Genomic DNA, 22,177 nt, shown 5'->3' with positions numbered 1-22,177 from the left:
TTTTCTTCTCGGTTTTATTTATTCTATCGTTGTAATTTCATTTGAATTATAAATGTGGATACCTGATTCTTCTCGCAATGCAGTTATATACATCCCTTTCGCCACATCTTTAGCTGAAATCGGTTTATACTTTTTGAATGCCCCTTTAAATATAAAAGGAATAATACGAGATAATTTTTCCGCCATTCGTTCACCTAAGCGAAATTCTTGTCGATTTCCTACTAATAAAGATGGCCTAAAAATGTGAATACCACCGATTACTAACTTTTGCAATTCCTCTTCCATTCTTCCTTTCACTTGTGAATAAAAGAAAAACGATTTAGGATTCGCTCCCATTGAGGACACAACAAGGAAATTTTGCACCCCTTGTTTTTCAGCTAAACAAGCCGCTCGTAACGTATATTCATAATCTACCTTTTTGAAATTAGCTTTTGTTTTTGCTTTTTTGATTGTTGTTCCTAGACAACTAAATACGTCATCTACAGCAAAGAACTCTTTATATTCCTCTAATGCCAAATAATCTACTTGCTTTTGCTGTAACTTTTCATGTTGCCATTGCATTGGTTCTCTTACAAAAATAGTAACCGAATCGTAGTAATCTGATTCAAGTAATAGACGCGTTATCTCTTGCCCAACTAAACCACTTGCACCAAGTACTAACGCTGTTCGCTTATTCATATATGCATATACCTCTTATTTTACTTTTCTCTCCTTTAGTAACATACAACTTTTAGGAGTTTCCTTCTCTCATTTTACCACAAGTAAAGCACTATGCGTACGCATAGTGCTTTACTCACTCTTTTTTCTCATCTTTTTCTCGTAATTTTGTTACGGTTGATGCATCTCCTAAATTACTTATTAATCTTCTTAAAAAAATTAAGACTACGGCTAATGGTAGTACTACCGCTAATATCAATAAAATAGCTTCCATTAAATAACCCAAACACTCATCCCCCTCTACACCCTCCTTTCATATATATGAACACTACGTTGTCACATATGCATGTATTCGCAAAAATAACACATCTATATTTGACAACTTTATAACAAAATCAAATCGGAATGATTATTATTTATTGCAACTTTATAAAAGATGTATTATACTAAGTTCGCAAACTAAAACGTAATTATTCCGTTTTGTATTAAAATGATATTTTTCTTCTATAATTGGGGAAAATATATCCGTAAAAAAAGAAAAGAGGAGAACTTCATGCCTAAAAGATTGACTATACTTTCATTCTTACTTATTTTCACTTTAATTTTTACTGGCTGCTCAAATACAAAAGAAGGTAATGCCAAGAAAGACGGAAAACTAACTGTTTATACAACTATTTTTCCTCTTGCAGATTTCGCAAAAAAAATTGGTGGCGACTATGTAACTGTTGAAGCAATTTACCCACCTGGTGCAGATTCTCATACATTTGAACCAAGTCAGAAACAAACAGTACAAGTTGCAAAAGCCGATTTATTCGTTTATAACGGCGCTGAATTAGAACCATTTGCTGAAAAAATGGAAAAAACATTACAAAAAGAAAACGTTAAAATTGTAAATGCATCAAAAGGTATTGAACTGCGTACTTCTACTGAAGAAGAGCATCATGATCACGGAGACGGCCATAAAGAGGATGAACATCATCACGATAAAGACCCACACATTTGGTTAGACCCTACTCTAGCAATGAAACAAGCAGAAAAAATTAAAAATGCACTTGTAGCATTACAACCTGACCATAAACAAGAGTTCGAAAAAAACTTTGCAGCACTTCAAACAAAATTTACTGATTTAGATGATCAATTTAAAGCAGCAGTTGCGAATGCAAAAACGAAAGATATTTTAGTTTCTCATGCGGCTTATGGATACTGGGAACAACGCTATGGCCTGAAACAAATTGCTATCGCCGGTATTTCAGCTTCTGATGAACCATCTCAAAAACAACTTGCTGACATTACAAAAACAGTAAAAGAACATAATCTAAAATATATTTTATTTGAAACATTTTCTACTCCAAAAGTAGCATCCGTTATTCAAAAAGAAACAGGTACAAAGATTTTACGCTTAAATCACTTAGCTACTATTTCTGAAGACGATGCGAAAAATAATAAAGATTACTTCACTTTAATGGAAGAAAACGTAAACACATTGAAAGAAGCTACTAACTAACCAATTTTTAATAAGAAGAGGCTGTCTCAAAAGGTCTTTAAATAAGACCTTTTGGAGACAGTTTTTTATTTTAACTTTAATATGGATGAGAAAATCTTTAAGAATCAAGAGTAGTTCATTTTAGAGATGTAGTTTCAATTGAAACTACATCTTTTCATGCTCATAAAAACTCTATATCCACTTCACATTTACATTAGATTCATCCATAATTTTTTCATATAATATAGCTATTTTTTCTTAATATTAAGTATTTACATTTCCCCTTCCTTACCTCATAATTTTAATCGGGAAAGGGAGGAAAAAAATGGTTCAAATAAAAGTAACGCCCGAAGAATTGGAACGAGTTGCAAAACGGGCAAACGATACAAAGCACGCATTAGAATCTATACATAATAACTTATGCAATCAAATTGATTACATGTGTTTTCAATGGACAGGCGCATCAAATCAAAACTTCATTCAAATGTTTAACAATGCGAGACCATCCGCATTCACAGCTATTAATGCGCTTGTACATGTTGAAGAAGAATTAAAGAGAATTGCTGAGAAATTCCGCGTTGCAGATAGTGAAGATGTAACATCCCAAAAAACGACTAAGTCTAGTAAAGCACCTGAAAAATCTTTCTTAGGAAAAGTATGGGATGGTATAGTAGATGGTGCGGGAGATGCTGTTGGAGATACAATTGACGGTATAAAAGCATTAGGTGACTGGGAAACTTGGAAAGGCATGGGCTACACTGTCACCCATTTAGATGAAGCTTTACCTGCTATGTGGAATGCATTATCCGACTCTTTTAATAAAGATGTAATAAATGGTGATGCAGAGACCCGTGCGAGATGGGGATCTTATGCTTTAACACAAATTGGATTAGGTCTTCTTGGAGATAAAGGGGTTAGTAAGGCTGCAAAACTAGCACAAGGGGCTAAATTCTCTCAAGGTATCTCAAAAGCTGGACAATTATTTAATAAAGGCGATAATTTGGCTTTCGCAGGCGGTAATGGTGGTAGATCTGTATTTGATAGTGCTGCTTTTAGACAAGCCGAAGAAAAACTTTCAACCTACCAGTTTGCTAAAGGTGAAGGTAATATAGGTACTACTCCAAAAGCTGTAGAGGTTACTCCAAGTTTTAACCGTGAAAATTTATCGGAACATATAGGCGAGGGATTTGCTTCGCAAATAGATAATGTTTTAAAAGAGGCAAATATATCAAACGAACAATTCCATAACCTTAAAGTGAAACATTACACTGAATTGAATGCTGAAGAAATTCAAATTATGAAAAAAATACGAGATTCTGTTCCAGCACCAAATCAAGATACATTATTACAAAAAGTAATTAGTTTGGACAGTGTCGAAAATTACCTGAAGGAAACTGAATATTTTAATTCCGTAGGAGGTTGTGTAGCTAAAATGGAAGATGTGAAACAAATTCACTCCCCTAAGGATGTATATGAATCACTACGCTTAGATTATGAAGGAACACCTTACACTACAACTAGTGATTACGCAACTATTAGATTTAAAACAAATCAAGTTGATAAAATGAAAATTCCTTACGCTGAATCATTTGGAGATTCTTTAAATGTAAAACCAAATGAGTATGTTACATTTCCTCAAACAGGAAATGGTTTTACAGCTGCCGAAAACGGACACATTATTCCAGAATACGAAACAGCATGGGGGCAATATATGTCACCTAGTGATGGTGCCGAGATTTATACTGTAATAAATGGAGAAGAGACATTGGTAGGAGTATTTAGTAGTGATTTAGATAGATTTATACCTGCTACCAAAAATAAATAATGGAGGTTGTTTTTTGTGATTAGAAAAGGTTTATATGGGGTGTATCAAGGCAAAGAGTATTCTTTAGGTAAAGAAGATGGTGAATTCATTAATATTGTTTCAAGAGACATTGCGGAGTTAAAAAATGGGTTTATACCTCATGCGTGGGATAATAATCTATTGATAAAACAAGTTAAAAAGTCAGATTTAGATGCTGCCTATAATGTTACATTATTCGCAAAATATAAAGGACATAATTTCGGAGTACTAACTGCAAGCGAATTCAAAGTAGTTATTGCTACAAATAATCCACAGGTAGGACACGAACTAAATATGTCTGTACCAGGTCGTGGGGAATTTCATATGGAAGTAAATAGGACAGATGTTGAGTTAATTGAAGAAAAAAAACCTATATGGGGATTTACACTAGATATAGACAATTAATTACACCAAATAAAAGCAGAACCTTATAAGGGTTCTGCTTTTATAAGCCTTACCTATTTTGTAACAATAGCAAATCCTAAACCAGCATCTTTATTTTAACTAGTTATCCAAATTGATAAATATAAGGATCAATTTGTTCCTAAAAACACAATCCAGAATTTCTCCTGTAGGATATTACATACAGCAGACAATACAAAACCAAGTGCCCCTTCAACGAGTGCAATGTGCAGTGAATAAAAATATTGAGCTCACCAATGGAGATGCTCTTATTAACATAATGAAGCATAAACATTAAAGAGGTTGCCCAAAAGTAGCTATTCAGCTATTTTTGGGCAACCTCTTCTTTTTTATGTGCTTCTACTTGACTTGACCAAAATAACAAGTAAAATTATCCATATTAGCTTTCAAGCTATATCAATTTAGAAGGTGAGTTGGAATTATGACTCTTCACATTTGTGAAGTAACAGAAAAAAATTGGCGTTCGGTAGCTGCTTTAAACGTCGCAGAAGACCAGCAGCAATTTATTGAAAGCAATGCGTTTTCTCTAGCAGAATCATTATATGAGAGAAACGGAACGTCAGTAGGTTTATATGATGGAGAAACACTTGTAGGATATACAATGTATGGATGGTATTGTGAAAAACGTAAAAGCGTATGGTTAGACCGCTTTATGATTGACCAACAATATCAAGGAAAAGGATACGCAAAACGTTTCCTTCGCTTGCTTATTCAATTCTTACAAAATAAATTTGAATGTAAAACAATTTATTTAAGTTTACATCCAGATAACAAACTTGCAATGGGATTATATGAATCATTTGGATTCCGTTTAAATGGCGATATTGATGATGAAGGCCCTGTTGTAGGTGTTGTAATGGAGTTACTTTTAGATGAACATACAAGCCTGTGAAAACAGGCTTTTTTATTATCCTTCATTTTTTGCAATCTAGCATTTCTCTACAAAGTGCTTAGTTAATCCAAAAAATAAGCCTGCAATATGCGCAGACTTACTTCACACACTCCTCAAAATGTGCTTGGAACCATTCTTTATTAATATCTTTTCCGATGAAAACAACTTCACTTACTCGATCTTCGCCCTCTTGCCACTCTCTATCATACGAAGCAGCAAATAACGTATGTACACCTTGGAAAACGATACGTTTATCCACTCCATCAATCGATAAAATTCCTTTGTAGCGATATAAGTATTCTCCTAGTTCTTGAACGACAGCTGACATCCACTCATTTAGTTTTTGTAAATCTAACGGACGCTCTTCGCGTAGTACAAACGATTTTACACCTTCTAAATGATTATGCTCTGTATGAGGATAAATTTGTAACGTATCTTTCGTTTTAAACGTTTGAATTTGTAGTAACGATGGAATATCCACATCACAATTAGTCGACTGAATTAACTTTGCAGTCGGGTTTATTCCTTGAAGTTCATGTAAGAGATTTTCTTTTTCACTCTCTTCAATTAAATCTAACTTATTCACTAATACAACATCAGCAAATGCAATTTGTTCTTTTGCTTCTAGCCCTTTTTCAAAATGTTTATGTATATGATAACTATCTACTACTGTTACAACACCATTAATTTGGTATGCAGATTGAATAACAGGATCTAAAAAGAATGTTTGAATAATAGGACCTGGATTTGCAAGACCAGTCGTTTCAATTACTAATCCATCAAAGTCCATTTTCCCTTCTGCTTTTACGTCCAGTAATTGTTTTAACGCAACGAGTAAATCCTCACGTACAGTACAGCACAAACAGCCGTTTGTCATTTCCATAATTTCTTCTTCAACATTCATAATCAACTGATTATCAATACCAATTTGCCCGATTTCATTTACGATCACCGCTAATTTCTGACCGTGATTCTCTGATAAAATACGATTTAATAATGTCGTTTTCCCTGATCCAAGAAAACCAGTTAATATTGTTACTGGAATCATGCCTTACATCTCCTTATAGCTATATATTTTTACATTATAGCATATAGAGAAAAACGTTTTTGTGGCTAAACATATTTATTGTATGTACACCTAATTAACTATATAATAACATGTAGTAAGAAAGCCTTTTCAAAATAATAATCATTCATCAAGGGGGTACTTATAATGGAACGAGTTCAAATGGCCGAAACGCTAGAATTTTCTCGTATTATTCAAGGTTTTTGGCGTTTAGCAGAATGGAATATGACGAAACAAGAATTACTTTCTTTCATTGAAGATTGTATGGATATGGGAATTACTACTTTTGATCACGCTGATATTTATGGCGGTTATACGTGTGAAGGACTGTTCGGAGAGGCATTACAACTAAAGCCTTCCTTACGTGAAAACATGCAAATCATCACAAAATGTGGAATCGCTCCCCCATCACCAAAATTTCCAGAGCGTTATGTTGCTCACTACAACACTAGTGCAGAACATATTATTCAAAGTGCAGAAGCTTCACTTAAAAATTTACATACAGATTATATTGACGTATTACTTATCCATCGTCCTGATCCTTTCATGGATCCAAATGAAGTGGCAGAAGCGTTCTCACGCTTAAGACAAGAAGGAAAAGTTCGTCATTTTGGTGTATCTAACTTTTTACCTTCCCAATTCAATATGTTAAGTTCATACTTAGATTTCCCGCTTATTACAAACCAAATTGAAGTATCAGCTCTGCAGCTTGAGCATTTTGAAAAGGGAACAATTGATTTATGTCAGGAAAAACGAATCAATCCAATGATTTGGTCACCTCTTGCTGGCGGAGAAATCTTTACTGGTCAATCAGAACGTGCTGTACGTGTACGTGAAACTGTGCAAAAAGTTGCTACTGAGCTAGGTGTTTCTAGTATCGATACGGTTATGTATGCTTGGTTACTTGCACATCCAGCTAATATGATGCCCATCGTCGGCTCTGGTAAATTAGATCGTGTTAAAACGGCCGCACTTGCTACAAAAGTTAACTTAGACCGTCAACAATGGTTTACAATTTTTGAAAGCTCTAACGGACATCCTGTACCATAATGCACAAAAAGAAGAGCCGTTTCTCTACAGCTCTTCTTTTTCATATGTATTTCTAGTCATCGCAAATACACACATATCCCTTAATCCATTTCCATCTACTGCAACACTCGCACTTTCTAACGTACCTTCTAATTTAAAGCCCAATTTTTCAGGGATCGCTCTACTCTTCTTATTTAAAGCATCACAACGAATTTCTACGCGATTTGCTTTTAGTTCAGAAAAGGCGAAATCCGTTATCCCCTTTGCAGCCTCTACCATATAGCCCTGTCCACTAAATCTTGAATCAATCCAATACCCGATTTCAAATTGAGGTATATCCCAATTAATACGATGCAATCCAGCTGATGCAATAAACTCACCTGTTTCTTTCGAAAAAACTAGTAACCTTAAATCCTCACGCTGCAAAAATTGAATATGCGATTTTCTAATGCTCACTTCTACTTCTTCCTCTGTTTGCTCTTTTTGTGCAAAAACCATCCATGGTTTTAATTCTTTCATAGAAGCTTGAATGGCATCGTATACAGCTTTACCATCACCCGGTTTCGGCATTCGAATCAATAGCCTTCCAGTATAAAATTCAGAAGGAAAATCGAATAATAACGGATTCACTTTCAACACTCCCTATAATTCTTTTATATATAATAATATCCATCTCAAACTATACAGTAAAGAAATTTCTGAATTTTATACATTTAATTCATTTACATCTACCGCAACACGAACGCCAGATTCAATTGCCCCTTGTATCCATCCGTGATATAACGTTGTATGGTCTCCAGCAAAGAATATTCTTCCCTCTGGTTTGACAATCGCTGGTTGCAACTCTGATTCTTGACCTGCCTGAAATAGAGCAAACCCTCCAAGTGCATATGGATCCAACGTCCAACTTTTTGATATACCAGATAAGAATTCATCATATACTTGACCACCTAATATCGTTGCTAAGTTTTGTAATGTGTAATAAATACGATCTCCCTTTGATAATCCATCCCATAACAACGCATCATATGACCACGTATAGCTTCCTAGCATCATTGCTGGTCCCTTTCCTCCAATTCCATAGCTTGGATAATAGGCGTAACGAATTGGCAAATCCGTTATAATTCTGCCACCTAATTGTCCTTGTTCTTCCCAAAATCGACTTTTAAATTGAATTCCTATTTTTGTCGCAGGCATATAATGCAATTCACGAATTGCTTTCCATTTCTCATGCGATATAGAATCAAATGGATCTACTTCTACAAACCGCATTGTTGAAAACGGAATGGTCACAATAACTAAGTCCCCTGTAATACTACTATATTCAAACGTTTCTTCGTTTCGATAGAAAGCTGTCACACCATTATCATGCTGATGTAGCTTCATTAATTTTTGATTATATATAATATCTTCCTCTAATTGTGGTAAAAAAGATTTTGGCAATCTATCATTCCCGCCTATTATTTCACAAAATCCGCTCTCCTCTTGCATAATGTATAAAAAACGTAATGTCTCAACGAATGACCTTTCTAAAAAACCTTCTAAATCCAACAAAACGCCAATCATCTCAATTGTTACTGGTGAAAAGTAAGTATTATATTGATAAGGGTGATATTTTAAAAATTGTCCTGTAGAGTATCTCCCAAAATCCTTTACTACAACATCCCAATTTTTCTCTGGGTTCTTTTTAATAAAATTTATAATAGGCTGCACCGCTAACAATAATAGCTCCTCAGACGTTTTCCCAACTTCATTCATTTCCACAGGATACTTTAATATATTTGGATCTTTTTCATATTGTTTTAATGTCGTTTTTCGGCCGTTTACGTAAATAATATCAGTCTCATTCCTATTAATAAAAGGGCTTACCTGTAGCCCAAATTTTCTTATATATGCCATCGTTAATGTATGCGAATACGGAATTCTCATTGCCCCTACATCCAAATATAAACCGGTATCTTCCATTCTAACTGTCTCTATGCGGCCGCCTACCCGGTTGTTTGCTTCAAAAATCTTCACTTCATGTCCCGCAGCTTTTAATAAAGATGCCGAAACTAATCCAGCCATGCCAGCCCCTACTACAATAATTTGTTTCGGGCTCGTCGTCTCCTTTAATCCTTTATCTATAATTTTTAACGTTTCATCCATCTCCGTGTTATACATTATATCTTTCTGCACAATTCCACCCCTTACTTCATCAAATGGGCATTAGTCGTTTAGTGCATTTTATTCATAAATTTCTATAAACATAACAACAGAGCAAGTTAAATATTCACTAAAAATACATAAGAGATAGCTCTCACATCTCTTTACGCTTCGTATAATATAGCAACAGCAAATAAGGAGTGGTTGAATATGAAACCAACTTACGACTACAATGCTACAAAGAAGTATTTAGAAGAAAAGAAACAACAGCTATGCAACAAACTTAGTAATATGCATCTATCTAAAAAAGAACGTGAACAACTAAAACTTGAGATTGATAACTACGAATATATTCTAAATGTAGTCGAAATGAATCATTATGAACGAGGATTTTCACGTTAAAAGTGGATATGTAATTTATCCACTTTTTATTTTGAGCATTTCATTACGCATTTTTCGTAAGTAAATATATAATAGGATGTACATTAAGATTGAGAGGTATATTCTATGATCAAATTAAGTGTATTAGACCAATCCCCTATTTCAGATGGTAGTACGGCAGCCCAAGCTTTTTCACATACAGTTACGCTTGCGCAAGAAGTTGAAAAACTCGGATATACACGCTTTTGGGTATCAGAACATCACAATTCTGTAAGCCTTGCTGGCTCAAGTCCAGAAATACTTATTTCTCATATTGCAGCGAAAACGGAGCGGATGAGAGTCGGTTCGGGTGGTGTCATGTTGCCACACTATAGTCCGTATAAAGTTGCTGAGAATTTCCGTGTTTTAGAAGCGCTTTATCCAAATCGTATTGACCTTGGTGTCGGCAGAGCACCTGGCGGTATGCCAATTGCAACTCGCGCGCTTCAAGAAGGGAAAATGGTCTCACTTGATCAATATCCAGAGCAAATTGCAGATGTTGCAATGTACTTACATGATCAAGTACCAGAAAACCATCATTATGCAAATTTAAAGGCTACTCCTGTAATTCCCACATCTCCTGACATGTGGTTGCTTGGCTCTAGCGGAGAGAGTGCAAAGATTGCCGCACAACAAGGTGCTTCTTTTGCATTCGCACAGTTCATAAACGGATACGGTGGACCCGAGGTAATGGAGGCCTATCAAAAACAATTCCAACCTTCCTATTTAGGAGATAAACCAAAATCAATCGTCGCTATTTTTGTTATTTGCGGTGAAACAACTGAAGAGGCGGAAAAAATTGCTTCTAGTTTAGATTTATCAATCTTATTACTAGAACAAGGAAAGCGTACAACTGGTACACCTTCTATTGAAACTGCACAAAATTATTCATACAGCGCCTATGATTTATTCCGTATAAAAGAGAATCGTCAACGTATGATCGTCGGTGATCCCTCTTCTGTGAAAGAACAAATCGTAAACTTAAGCAAAGCGTACAATACTGATGAATTTATGATTGTCACAATTACTCATCGATTTGAAGATAAATTAAATTCTTATCGCTTACTAGCGAATGCTTTTCATTTATAAGGATAAAAGGGAGATACATCCATTATGATGCATCTCCCTTTCTTACTACTTATTACTTTTGTCTTCTATATATTTAATAGCTTCTTTTAATAGTTCATCAAAATCCTCAGGATAATCATGTTTTAAATTAGGTACAACTTTAAACTCATGTTCTATATTCTTATCTTTTAATACTTGTACAAATTGCTGCGTACATTCGAAACAATCTTCATCTTGATCCCCGCACACTACATATCCCTTTATATTTTTATCTTGTAGCACTTCCAACAACTCATTCCATTCATCAATCTCTGGAAGCCACGGCGCCATAAAAATAAAACCATCTACATCTATATCTTTATGTAAAATTGTATACAAAGCTACTCTGGCACCAGCAGAAAAACCACCAATTATTACACTTTCTCCCCTATGATTTTCTATAAACTTAACGTAATGCTCTTTTAATTCTTCTTTCCCTCTCTGTATATCATCCCAAACAAACCCATCTGAAAACTGAATTTGCGAAGACTGTGGTAAAGCTAACGTATAATCTTGATCCAAAACAGATTTCCAATATGGTTCTACTATTGCTATATTTTCTTGATCACCATGCATTGCAATAAATAGTTTTTCTTTTTTCTTACTGTCTATATATTTCACATCTGCTCGTTCTGTTTTCTTTGCTAACTCTTCTCTTTCTTTACATAATTGAACCATTTGATGAAACTCTTCAAATTTATGTAGTGGTTTTAAATCGTCGTCCGAAATTAAATACTCATTTCCATACCAAAAAACCTTTTCTATAATAGCTTCCTTCATTACATGCATCGCTTCTTCTTCAAGTCCTGCTGCACTCGCTAATGCATATTTAAAATTATATATTTGAGCCTCATTCCCTACTATACCTTTCGCATGCTCCATTATATAAGTGTATGCTTCCAAACTTCCTTTACTTGCATAGCAATGTAACGTTTCATTTAATAATTGAATGTAAGTCATGCTATTTTTCATACACGCATTCCCCCATATTCTTTTATAATATGTATTTCTCAAACCTTTTTACTATTTTGTAATCACTATATATAACTCACGCTAATGGTACTTAATCATTACTCCTCTTCGTCCAATAAGTTTAGTATAAAGTTGAATAAACTGAAAAATCAATATTTTTATAAACAAAAAAAGACAACAATATATTTATTGTTGTTCTCAATACATCTACCCACTCTTTTGTTTTTTTCTATCTGGTTTACTTGAAACTAAATAATGTTTTTCTGAAATATATAAGTCTCTTTTTAATATACGATCTAAGTAAGGTCCTAGTTTCATTCCGCATATGAGGCGATCTTCACTACCTTCTACAATTGGAAACATTTCTTTTTCTGTTACATACTGATCTACTGCCTTTTGTACGATATCAATTTCTTTCACTAAGTTTAAGTTTTCTTCTGTATGTTCAAATACCTCAAGCGTTTCCTTCGTAATAAGAAAATGGTTTGTTGGAAATGCAGGTAAATACGGCTTTAACAAATCATAATTCACTGTATAATCATCATTTACTAATACTGTATAAACGATATTAGCATTCTTTTCTAAAAACTTGGCCATCGCTTGTTCCAATTCATCTTTCGTAATTTCACGCTCTTCTTTTCCAGTTTTGAAAAAGCGAAACATCGCATCGCCTCCTTTTTACTATATTATAGCATAAAAGAAAACTGAAAAATCACAAAAAAGTCATTGAAAGAATTTTTCAATGACTTTTTTCTTTATATTCTTATATTTATCCCACTTTAATGGGCAGTAAGCCCCCCACTGATTAAAGTTTCACTTTATTTTAAGAACGCACTTAGCATCCATACATGTTGTTCTAATGTTGTATGAATTGCTAACAACATGTCCGCTGATGTTTCATCGCCAGCTTCACCAGCAACTTCCATGCCTTCTTTTAATTCTTGAATCAATGCAGAGTAATCATTCACTAATGTTTGCACCATTTCTTCTGCAGATTCCTTGCTTGTCCCTTCATTCACACTAGATGTTGCCAAATATTCTTTCATTGTCGCTAACGGCTTACCTTCCAATGCTAAAATACGTTCTGCTAATTCATCAATATACGTTCCAGCTTCATTGTAAAACTCTTCAAATTTCTCATGTAATGTAAAGAAGTGTGGCCCTGTCACATACCAATGATAATTATGTAGTTTCACATATAACACATTCCAGTTTGCTACCTGCTTGTTTAATACTTCAACAACATTTGTTTTCGTACTCATACAATCCACTCCTCTTATCATTTCATAATGTTTATCTTTTAAGAACCTAGTTACATATTACCATACATTTCCTATCCTTTCGAACGATTGGCTCATATGTAACAAAGTTTTAACACCTTTAATACTTCCCTAATATCTTTTCATTCATGTATGTTTTCTAACAGTTCATACGTCTAATTGTCCAAGCTCATACATATGCATAATAGTAAATCAAGCTCATCGTAGTAGAAAGAGGGATAACATGGACAATCAACAATGGCAAGTAGCAAAGAAAGTTGCTGCTACTTATATTGGAACAGTCGTTGGAGCTGGATTTGCTACTGGACGAGAAATTGTTGAATTTTTTACAGTGAACGGATTTTATGGAACTATTGGTATATGTGTAAGTGGATTTTTTTTTATTTGGCTTGGCACAAAGATGATGTTACTCTCCTCACAAATCGGTGCATTTTCAGCGCAAGAATTTAACAAATACTTATTTGGGGATGTATTTGGAAATGTTGTAAATACACTATTATTACTCGTATTATTTGGTGTAACGAGCGTTATGTTATCAGGCGCTGGAGCGGTATTTGAAGAGCAACTTCGTTTACCAAGACAACTCGGTATTTTCATTACAGTAATCGCCTGTCTCATTATAGGTAGTCGCGGATTACAAGGGGTTTTTGAAGTTAATACACTTGTCGTACCTATTATGATGATTTTCATTATCGGACTTGCTATTACAACGTTTTTTCACGGTACAACTCCTATTAGTAACACTATTCCTGCAGAAACCTGGAATATGAAGTGGATAACTAGTCCTATTACATATGTCGCCTTAAATCTTTCTCTCGCCCAAAGCGTCCTCGTCCCGTTAGCCAGTGAAGTAAAAGATCGAAAGGCCATTTTATGGGGCGGTATTTTAGGTGGGGCAGGACTTTCTTTAATATTATTATGTAGCCATTTAGCTATCTTATCAGTCGACCAATTTTATCAATATAACATTCCAATGGCTGAAGTCATAAGAAAATTCAATGCCACTTTTCACTTTTTCTTTGTTCTTATCATTTTCGGTGAAGTATTCACAACTTTAGTTGGCAATGTGTTCGGAATGACAAAACAAATGCAATCCATCACTGGCTGGAAAAATAACAATATTATTTTCTTCATTTTACTAATAAGTTATTGCTTTAGTTACGTTGGTTACAGTGAATTACTCCACATTCTATATCCTATAATCGGGTGGGTCAGCATCATTTTACTTCCGATTATTGCTTTTAAACAACTTCAAAAAACATAAAAGAAGCATCCATGTTATTGGATGCTTCTTTTATATGTTCATTCACAATCATCACATACTTCCCAGTACGGCCCCATTTCGAGTGCTAAATACGGCTTTAATTGCAACCGAATCATCCGACTAGGCATACGTTCTAAAACGAATTGAATCCCTTCTTCTTCTTCGTCTAATTCAACTTTTGAAATCGCAATTCTTTGCATCGTCGAAATAGGCATTCCATCTTTATATAAAGTGATTTTCACCTCATCATATTCATTAAAATACAATTCAACACTCATTTGATTTTTCAACATTTCATTAACAATTTCATATTTATCATTTCGTTCCTGGATTATATATTTCCAGCCGCCTCTACCTTCTTCTTTCGGAGCTGCTTGAAACAATGTCATCAAATCCTCGTATAGCATAAGATAACCCCTCTCTTACTAAAAAACGATGAGTATTTTATATACCCTTTATCTCTATCACTATCCATATGTATTGTACCATATATCGCCGTTTTTACCGTATTCATTTGCTCCATAACTGCATATAAAACACCTGATTCTCTGTATTACTTTGTGGATTGTATCTTAATTCATTTCTTAATACCCTTCTAAAGCTTTCAAATCATATCAAACTTAAGGAAATGCTTTCTTTGTCCATCCTCCACTTATTATTTCCTTGCAACAACAAAAAAGAAGAGTGACTTATAACACTCTCCTTAAAAGAATTTCCCCGTAGCTGCTAATGCTAATACTAGTATTAAAATTGTAAACAATAAGGATACAATGAAACTAAAAATAGGTAATGCTTTCTTTTCATTCTTCTTAAAGAGTAACTTTAAACTAAGAAAGATGTTTACTGGTACAAATATAAAATAAAAGTATTTAACAATTTGCACCGAACTATTTGAAAGTGTTTTTAAAATAAACACTTCAATGAGAAAAACCATGAAAAACGAAATACTTAACCAAAATGAGACATAACTAAGCCAAGAATGTCTTTTGGTCCCCCAGTACACTCCCATATTAATAATCTCCTTTATTTGCATTCTATATGATTATAATTATACATAAAGTTAACAAATACCTCTATTTTTCGACAAATATTATACATGATATACCTTTAAACATCATAAACATACTCTCTATCACATTTCATGTTACATAGTCAAAACAGACTACTCCAAAATCGCATACTGCTATTTTGGAGTAGTCTGTCCTTTATTACACTTTAAATCTTTCAATTAACCCTTGTAATTCTTCAGCCATTTGAGATAATGTACCCGCCGCAGAACTAATTTCCTCAATGGACGCTAATTGTTCTTCTGCTGATGCTGCAACGTTTTGAGTACTCGTCGCATTATTCTGTGCTGTCATTGCAATTTGTCCTACCGAAATAGACACTTCATTTGCACCTTTTGACATCCCGTTAGCCGTTTCAACCATCGTTTTAATTTGATCGGCAATTTCATTTGTAGATTGTAAAATCTCAGTAAAGTTTTGCTTCGTTTCATTTGCAATAACAAGTCCAGATTGAACTTCTTCATTTACATGACCCATAGACTTTACCGTCTTACTCATGTCATCTTGTATTTCACATATTAATTTACTTATTTCACTAGAAGATACGCTAGACTTCTCCGCCAATTTACGTACTTCATCTGCAACAATTGCAAATCCTCTTCCGTGCTCTCCCGCTCTTGCAGCTTCAATTGCCGCATTCAAAGCTAGAAGATTTGTTTGATCTGCAATATTTTGAATTACTTCTAATATGTCACCAATTTGCTTTGATTTATTATTTAGTAACTGAATAACCTCATCTGATTGTGAAACAGATTCTGCAATTGACTGCATTTGATTTACTGTTTTCCCGACTAGTTTCCCACCATTTTCTGCTTTTTCACGAGTATGAGCAGAAGCCGTACTAATTGATGATGAACTATTTGCTACATGCTGAATGCCTTCTGTTACATCAAATAGTAACATTGCACCATTTTCTACACTTGTCGTTTGCGTTGTTGCTCCGCTTGATATTTCGTCCATTGCCATCGTAATTTGCTCAGTCGCTTCACTCGCCTGTCTTACACTTGCTGTTAGCTCTTCTGATGCTGCTGCAACATGTCCAGCCGAAGTATTAATTCTTCCGATTAATGTTCGCAATGCATCTGTCATCTCATTAAATCCTTTTGCAAGTTGACCGATTTCATCATTAGAATGAATATCAATTGTTTGCGTTAAATCTCCCTCACTTATTTCTTTAGAAGTGACAACTAATCTTTTTAAGGGCTTTGTTATAGAAAGTGTCACAAAATAAATAAGTGCCCCACCTATAACTAATGAAATGAACATAACAATTAACATATTATAAAATACAGGCTGCGCAGCTTCAATTACTTCATTTGAGTACATAGTCCCGCCAATTTTCCAACCTGTTTTTACATTTGTAGCAAATACCATTTGTTTTTCGCTACCGTCATACGTATAAGAAAAAGCCCCATGATTATCTTCATAAATTTTCTTTGCCCAAGAATCGGCTGCTTTTTCTCCTGATTTTTCTTGAGGGTGTGCAATTATTTTTTGTTTCCCATCTAAGATGAAAGCATATCCCTTTTTACCAATATTAATTAACTTCGTTGTTTTTAATAAATTATCTAAACTTAAATCTACCGCTACAACACCGTTTTTATCTTCTGCTTGTTTTGCAATCGTTACGACAATATGTCCATTTCCTTTTGCCTTATACGGCTCAGTAATTACAATACCACCTTGTTTTGCTACTGCATCTTTATACCAAGAACGTTCTGTTGGATCGTAGTCTGCTGCCATTTGTATATTTGGTTCTTGTACAAATTTTTTATCGTTTCCAGCAACATATACTTGTTCAACATCTTTATTCAAATTGATATATTGTGATAATATTTTTCTTAATTCCTCTTGATTATCCCCTTGATACATATTCCCTTGAATCACCCGTGCAAAATTATTTACATCATTAAATTTCGCCTCAATCATTTGATTGATTAAATTATCTAATATTTTTATATTGTCGTGAGCACTGCTCGTAATTTGTGATTCAAAATTCTTTTTAGCTGTTTGATAAGACATGCCTCCTATAATAGAGACAGCCGCAATTAAAATAACAAAAAATGAAATTAATAGTTTTTTTGCTACTTTCATATCACGAAACCAATTTAATAGTCTACCCATTACAAACCTCCTGCTTTTCAATTTTAAAAGTTAAATCTAACGAATTATAAATATTTCCCATTCCCTAATTATTATTTTCATAACCTATTATGATGAATACTTTGTAAAGTTTAAACAATTAATTTCCCTTTGTCTATATATATGAATAATATTATTATAAAATTTACAAATGCAAAAAGCCAAAGGGAACCACCCTTTGACTTTTCACATTTTTTTATGCTGTTTAGAAATCTTTTTCCACTTATCACGCTCTGCCCTTGCAAGAATAGCATCTTGTTTTCTCATAAAATACGCTAGTTCTCTTTGTAATTTTTTATAGCTTTGTAAACGATTTATCGTCACAATTCCGTTATCAATTGCACTATGCACTGCGCACCCTGGCTCATTTTCATGCTTACAGTCCCTAAAACGGCACGTTTTTGCTAGTTCTTCAATATCAGAAAATGTTGTTTGAATTGCATCGCTTCCTTCCCAAAGCTGTAGCTCCCTCATACCAGGAGTATCAATAACTAAACTACCTCTCGGTAATCGGAACAATTCACGATGAGTTGTCGTATGCCTTCCTTTACTATCTTCCTCACGAATATCACCCGTTTTTGCTACTTCAATTCCTATAAGTGCATTTAACAAAGTGGATTTTCCAACCCCAGATGATCCGACTAGAGCAATTGTTTTTCCTGAAGAAACAAATTGCTGCAACGATTCAATACCAGTATGTTCTAAACTATCAACAACGAAGATCGGAACACCAATTGCTACAGCTTCTGTTTCAACGATTTTCTGTTCCACGTCCTCACATAAGCTACTCTTTGTTAAAACAATAACAGGCATTGCACCACTTTCATACGCTAATAGTAAATAGCGCTCTATTCTTCTTACGTTAAAATCATGGTTAAGTGCATTCACTAAAAATAGATAATCTACATTTGCTGCTATTACTTGTTCTTCCGTTCGAGTACCAGCCTCTTGTCTAGAAAAAGAGCTTCTTCTTGGAAAAATACGATGAATAATTGCTTTCTTTTCATTCTCTATTTTCTTTATATATACCCAATCACCAACCGCTGGATAATCACCCTTCGTTACTGCTTCATGCCGAAACTTACCAGACAGCTCTGCCATATATTCACCATCATTACAAATAATTCGATATATATGCTTATGCTCGAGTAAAATACGCCCTACTTCAAAGTTCTCTACAGCTTGTTCCTCAAAAAAAGAATCCCAGCCGAACGATTCTAAAATATTTTGATTCAAATTGATATCCTCCCTAGTGTAAGCTAAGCGGAAGGATCGTGCGCTAACTTATACAGTCTCGCCCTTTCCATCCACCTTTGTATTTGGTTTATTATTCATATAAGTTATGTTCGCCATAATACATCACCCCGTTCTCATTTTAATTACTCTCATTATATGGAATATTCATTTAAAAAGCCACTTTATTTAACGAAATTTTCAAATAATTTTTTCATCATTCTAATTTGCCCACGGTGATTAATCTCATCTTCTAGCACGTGAAACCACAAATAGTACTGGTTATGCGCTACACCGTTAGGCCACTTTCTTTCTGACATAAGCCATTCATCATCTTGTTTACTCAAATACTTCAGAGATTCTTCTCGAACACTTTGTAGAAGTTGTACATAATACTTTATTTCATGACCACGAATCGTTTTCCCCGATTCTCCTAAATAGAGTGCGTCTTTCCATATTTCTAATTCTTCCTTTGTAAAGTCACGCTCTTGAAATGAAATAAGCTGATGTGCTTTTTCGATAGCTGCTATATGCTTTAATAAAGCTCCGATGGAATTTCCACCACTTAGCATTGAGTCTAATTGCTCAACTGATAGATTGCTAATTTCCTGTAATGTTACAGCCCTCGTATGCTCCAGCATGCTGACTAATTCCCCTATATTTTTTGTATAACCATCCACACTTCTTATTCGGTAATCTATATTCATATCACGCACCCCTTTCTACATTCATATTAAGGAATAACTGCTTCATATAATAGACTCATATATATCAGATTTTTCTGATATAATTAAATTGAATATAGAAAAAAACCAAACAAACTTTCTCAATATGCTTCTATGAAATATTAAAAGGAATCAATATAAAATAATCGAATCTTATTCACTAAAAGGAGTGGATTCGATGGAAATGTATCAATGGCTAACTGCTGTTCTCGTTGGTGGCATTACCGGTTTCGTTTCCCATCTAATCAATAACCAAGGTAAGTTATTGCTTCCACGCCGTTTGAAAACTTTTTTTCACTTTGGGTTTTTGACTGATATTTTCACTGGTAGTCTAGCTGCACTTCTTGGACTCGTTTTATTCGATGTCACCTTAATAAAAGAAATTATTAAAGTATCCATTGTGACTGCTATTTCCGGTCAGACTTTCTTACTACACCAAGCACTCGGTGGTGAGCAGGCTAAAAATAAACAAATTGGGAAAGCTGATGAGAAGATTCAAGAAATTGACAAATTATTACGACGTTAGTCTGTACTTTCTTTAAAAATTATTGCTATAATAAACAATAAATATTTTCTATTGCGTCGTTTGTCAGAAGAAAGGGTGTTTCGTATGACAAAAAAGAAAATAGAAGATTTCTTAACAAACACTGAAAAAGAGGAACTGCTAGAAAACTATAAATGTTTACGAGAAGCCCGCACAAAAAGCGAAGCTAACTATTTTGGTGAAGCAGTAAACCATCTATTAAATAAAGCAAAACAACGAATTATTAAAGATGCAGGCATACATGATGAAAATGCAGCAACTGTTCAATCAAAAAGAAAAGCACTGTTTTAGTTCATTAGCTAAAACAGTGCTTTTTATTATGTTATTTTTCACATTACTTTCACATCTATTTCACAATTATAAGTAGTCCTATATGTTATACTCAGTATATCCTTTTCCAAGGAACTATATGCCGATATATTAATCCCTATCTCTATAGGGATTTTTATTTTTGGGCTCTTTTTTATTTGTAAAGACTTTATGACGCAATTCCTGTTTCACTATTTTCAGTAAGCTTTTCACTTTTTCTAAACAGAAATAAAGCTATAATATATAATAACGCAGTAAAACTACCTACAAATATAAAATTGTGAGATGCCGCAAATAACATTCCTGCCATTGCCGCGCCAATCATTTGACCAATATACATAGAAGCATTCGCTAGAGCGGCTCCTGTTCCTCTTGCTACACTAGACATGTTTTGTAAATGCCTCATCATTAATACAAACAAAATTCCTGTCATAAAAAATAAAACAAAAAATAATAACTCCACAAATATAATGTTATTTACATGTGGAAGTAATACATATAGCACTGCTGTAAATATAATTCCACCATAGAAAGAAAGGTTATAACCAATTTTATTTACGATTCTAGGACCAAAAATATTACCAGTTAAATTTCCTAATCCTAATACGAGCATAGCTGTTCCTATTTCATGAATTCGCAAGCCAAACTGAATAGACAGCCACACACCGAAAAATGAAAATGCAGCAAAATTACCAGTTTGAAAAACAAAATATGCAAAATAAGAAAGTGAAACTTTTGAATCTGTAAGTAATTGTTTATAGCGCTCTAAGATGTTTGTTTTACTTTCACCTATATGAACCGGTTGTATTTCTGGTAATGCTACATAAATAAGAATGACAAGTAATCCTGATAATATACCGATGACGAAGAATGGCGTTGTATAGTGTATCATTGCCAAATACGATCCAACTGGCAACCCTAAAATTTGAGAGATTGATAACCCTGCTGTTGCAATCCCAATTGCCTTTACAATTTGTTCCTTCTCTATAAGGAGCGGAATAGATGCCCACACTTGTGGAGATACAAAGGCTGCACTCACACCTGCTAAAAATCTAAATGTTAACATCCATAGAAAACTCGGTGCCATCCCACATAAAAACGTACTTAAAGCAAAAAAACTCATTCCTATTACCATCACTTTTTTTCTATTTAAGCCATCTGATATAGGACCAGCGATAAGTGCAAATGCAGCGTATCCTAAAGCATATGAACTTACCATCCACCCTGACAACTCAGTTGAAATATGATACACCTGTTGTAAAGTTGGTAAAAGTGGTGAAATTAAGAAAGTATCTGTACCGATCATAAACATGATTGTAAAGAATACAGCTAGTACTCTTTTCATTTAAATCTTCTCCTTTTATATAAAGTGAAACTTTAATCAGCCCTCACCAATCGGGCTTTTATGGGCAGTTGATCCCCCCCACCTACCTTCTTTACTTTCGCTGAATTTTGAGATGGGGGTCTTACTGCCCATTAAAGCGGGATAAAAAGAGGAAACTATCCCCCTTTCAATTAATCTTCTAAAATAGATTCAATCTCTTTCATGACTTTTTCATTCAATGAAACTTCCACC

Annotated in this window: 24 protein-coding genes and 1 pseudogene; 10 read left to right on the top strand and 15 right to left on the bottom strand. The window is 34.3% G+C overall.

What is annotated here, in order from left to right; all coding sequences use genetic code 11:
- Positions 1–18 precede the first annotated feature (18 nt).
- Positions 19–678 carry an oxidoreductase gene (locus MR079_RS20435; protein WP_001992819.1) on the bottom strand — a complete coding sequence of 220 codons (660 nt, stop codon included), beginning with the start codon at positions 676–678 and terminating at the stop codon, positions 19–21.
- 115 nt (positions 679–793) lie between these two features.
- A complete protein-coding gene (locus MR079_RS20430; RefSeq protein WP_000540927.1) occupies positions 794–943 on the bottom strand; it encodes a hypothetical protein in 150 nt (49 codons plus the stop codon).
- A gap of 267 nt (positions 944–1,210) precedes the next feature.
- Here MR079_RS20430 and MR079_RS20425 point away from each other — a divergent pair, with 267 nt between their 5' ends.
- The 4 genes from MR079_RS20425 (at position 1,211) to MR079_RS20410 (ending at position 5,298) form a co-directional block, all read left to right on the top strand.
- Positions 1,211–2,161, top strand: coding sequence for a metal ABC transporter substrate-binding protein (locus tag MR079_RS20425; RefSeq protein ID WP_001126183.1), 951 nt, complete (start codon positions 1,211–1,213; stop codon positions 2,159–2,161).
- Positions 2,162–2,465: 304 nt separating this feature from the next.
- Positions 2,466–3,965, top strand: coding sequence for a WXG100 family type VII secretion target (locus MR079_RS20420; RefSeq protein ID WP_139867553.1), 1,500 nt, complete (start codon positions 2,466–2,468; stop codon positions 3,963–3,965).
- 15 nt (positions 3,966–3,980) lie between these two features.
- Entirely contained in the window at positions 3,981–4,388 is a 408-nt protein-coding gene (locus MR079_RS20415) for a hypothetical protein (RefSeq protein WP_000619626.1), read from the top strand.
- A 439-nt stretch (positions 4,389–4,827) separates the two neighbouring features.
- A complete protein-coding gene (locus tag MR079_RS20410) occupies positions 4,828–5,298 on the top strand; it encodes a GNAT family N-acetyltransferase (RefSeq protein WP_242294512.1) in 471 nt (156 codons plus the stop codon).
- Between the two features lie 97 nt (positions 5,299–5,395).
- On the opposite strand, the gene MR079_RS20405 is transcribed toward MR079_RS20410, so the two are convergent.
- Complete coding sequence (locus MR079_RS20405) at positions 5,396–6,346, bottom strand: CobW family GTP-binding protein (RefSeq protein WP_000613439.1); 951 nt, start codon at positions 6,344–6,346, stop codon at positions 5,396–5,398.
- A 165-nt stretch (positions 6,347–6,511) separates the two neighbouring features.
- Between MR079_RS20405 and MR079_RS20400 the strand changes: the two genes are divergently transcribed.
- Positions 6,512–7,414, top strand: a complete 903-nt coding sequence (locus MR079_RS20400) for an aldo/keto reductase (protein ID WP_000442792.1) — start codon at positions 6,512–6,514, stop codon at positions 7,412–7,414.
- Between the two features lie 24 nt (positions 7,415–7,438).
- Here MR079_RS20400 and MR079_RS20395 read toward each other — a convergent pair whose 3' ends face one another.
- Positions 7,439–8,023: a GNAT family N-acetyltransferase gene (locus MR079_RS20395; protein WP_139867557.1), complete on the bottom strand. Its 585-nt coding sequence runs from the start codon at positions 8,021–8,023 to the stop codon at positions 7,439–7,441.
- 75 nt (positions 8,024–8,098) lie between these two features.
- Positions 8,099–9,571 (bottom strand): flavin monoamine oxidase family protein, encoded by a 1,473-nt coding sequence (locus MR079_RS20390; RefSeq protein WP_139867559.1) that lies wholly within the window; start codon positions 9,569–9,571, stop codon positions 8,099–8,101.
- Positions 9,572–9,748: 177 nt separating this feature from the next.
- On the opposite strand from MR079_RS20390, the gene MR079_RS20385 reads away from it, so the two are divergent.
- The gene (locus tag MR079_RS20385; RefSeq protein WP_000805517.1) at positions 9,749–9,940 is read left to right on the top strand and encodes a DUF3896 domain-containing protein; all 192 of its coding nucleotides are present in this window, start codon (positions 9,749–9,751) and stop codon (positions 9,938–9,940) included.
- Positions 9,941–10,045: 105 nt separating this feature from the next.
- A complete protein-coding gene (locus tag MR079_RS20380) occupies positions 10,046–11,047 on the top strand; it encodes an LLM class flavin-dependent oxidoreductase (protein WP_000594053.1) in 1,002 nt (333 codons plus the stop codon).
- Between the two features lie 45 nt (positions 11,048–11,092).
- Here the strand turns inward: MR079_RS20380 and MR079_RS20375 are convergent, their stop codons facing one another.
- From MR079_RS20375 to MR079_RS20365, 3 genes are all read right to left on the bottom strand, one after another.
- Positions 11,093–12,037, bottom strand: coding sequence for an alpha/beta hydrolase (locus tag MR079_RS20375; RefSeq protein WP_242294511.1), 945 nt, complete (start codon positions 12,035–12,037; stop codon positions 11,093–11,095).
- A 207-nt stretch (positions 12,038–12,244) separates the two neighbouring features.
- Positions 12,245–12,700 carry a DUF3939 domain-containing protein gene (locus MR079_RS20370; RefSeq protein WP_000488187.1) on the bottom strand — a complete coding sequence of 152 codons (456 nt, stop codon included), beginning with the start codon at positions 12,698–12,700 and terminating at the stop codon, positions 12,245–12,247.
- Between the two features lie 155 nt (positions 12,701–12,855).
- Complete coding sequence (locus MR079_RS20365; RefSeq protein ID WP_000105198.1) at positions 12,856–13,299, bottom strand: Dps family protein; 444 nt, start codon at positions 13,297–13,299, stop codon at positions 12,856–12,858.
- 241 nt (positions 13,300–13,540) lie between these two features.
- On the opposite strand from MR079_RS20365, the gene MR079_RS20360 reads away from it, so the two are divergent.
- Positions 13,541–14,581: a YkvI family membrane protein gene (locus MR079_RS20360; RefSeq protein WP_139867561.1), complete on the top strand. Its 1,041-nt coding sequence runs from the start codon at positions 13,541–13,543 to the stop codon at positions 14,579–14,581.
- Positions 14,582–14,619: 38 nt separating this feature from the next.
- On the opposite strand, the gene MR079_RS20355 is transcribed toward MR079_RS20360, so the two are convergent.
- The 6 genes and pseudogenes from MR079_RS20355 to MR079_RS20335 form a co-directional block, all read right to left on the bottom strand.
- Positions 14,620–14,988: a DUF3979 family protein gene (locus MR079_RS20355; protein ID WP_000965086.1), complete on the bottom strand. Its 369-nt coding sequence runs from the start codon at positions 14,986–14,988 to the stop codon at positions 14,620–14,622.
- A 296-nt stretch (positions 14,989–15,284) separates the two neighbouring features.
- Positions 15,285–15,590 (bottom strand): hypothetical protein, encoded by a 306-nt coding sequence (locus tag MR079_RS20350; protein WP_000539578.1) that lies wholly within the window; start codon positions 15,588–15,590, stop codon positions 15,285–15,287.
- 199 nt (positions 15,591–15,789) lie between these two features.
- The gene (locus MR079_RS29585; protein WP_406846496.1) at positions 15,790–16,608 is read right to left on the bottom strand and encodes a methyl-accepting chemotaxis protein; all 819 of its coding nucleotides are present in this window, start codon (positions 16,606–16,608) and stop codon (positions 15,790–15,792) included.
- Between the two features lie 123 nt (positions 16,609–16,731).
- Positions 16,732–17,670 (bottom strand): annotated as a pseudogene (locus MR079_RS29580) (HAMP domain-containing protein); the annotation flags it as partial.
- A 306-nt stretch (positions 17,671–17,976) separates the two neighbouring features.
- Positions 17,977–19,026: a ribosome small subunit-dependent GTPase A gene (gene rsgA / locus MR079_RS20340; RefSeq protein ID WP_242294510.1), complete on the bottom strand. Its 1,050-nt coding sequence runs from the start codon at positions 19,024–19,026 to the stop codon at positions 17,977–17,979.
- A 182-nt stretch (positions 19,027–19,208) separates the two neighbouring features.
- A complete protein-coding gene (locus MR079_RS20335) occupies positions 19,209–19,730 on the bottom strand; it encodes a DinB family protein (RefSeq protein ID WP_139867565.1) in 522 nt (173 codons plus the stop codon).
- Positions 19,731–19,926: 196 nt separating this feature from the next.
- Here MR079_RS20335 and MR079_RS20330 point away from each other — a divergent pair, with 196 nt between their 5' ends.
- A complete protein-coding gene (locus tag MR079_RS20330) occupies positions 19,927–20,274 on the top strand; it encodes a DUF4257 domain-containing protein (protein WP_000426318.1) in 348 nt (115 codons plus the stop codon).
- Positions 20,275–20,358: 84 nt separating this feature from the next.
- The gene (locus MR079_RS20325; RefSeq protein ID WP_000162606.1) at positions 20,359–20,583 is read left to right on the top strand and encodes a hypothetical protein; all 225 of its coding nucleotides are present in this window, start codon (positions 20,359–20,361) and stop codon (positions 20,581–20,583) included.
- Between the two features lie 187 nt (positions 20,584–20,770).
- On the opposite strand, the gene MR079_RS20320 is transcribed toward MR079_RS20325, so the two are convergent.
- The gene (locus MR079_RS20320; protein WP_139867567.1) at positions 20,771–21,946 is read right to left on the bottom strand and encodes an MFS transporter; all 1,176 of its coding nucleotides are present in this window, start codon (positions 21,944–21,946) and stop codon (positions 20,771–20,773) included.
- Positions 21,947–22,177: the final 231 nt, after the last annotated feature.

The sequence above is a fragment of the Bacillus cereus group sp. BfR-BA-01381 genome (assembly GCF_022663555.1).
GTDB lineage: Bacteria > Bacillota > Bacilli > Bacillales > Bacillaceae_G > Bacillus_A > Bacillus_A pacificus.
The sequence above is the reverse complement of the archived record's forward strand: the minus strand, read 5'-3'. Positions and strand labels throughout refer to the sequence as shown.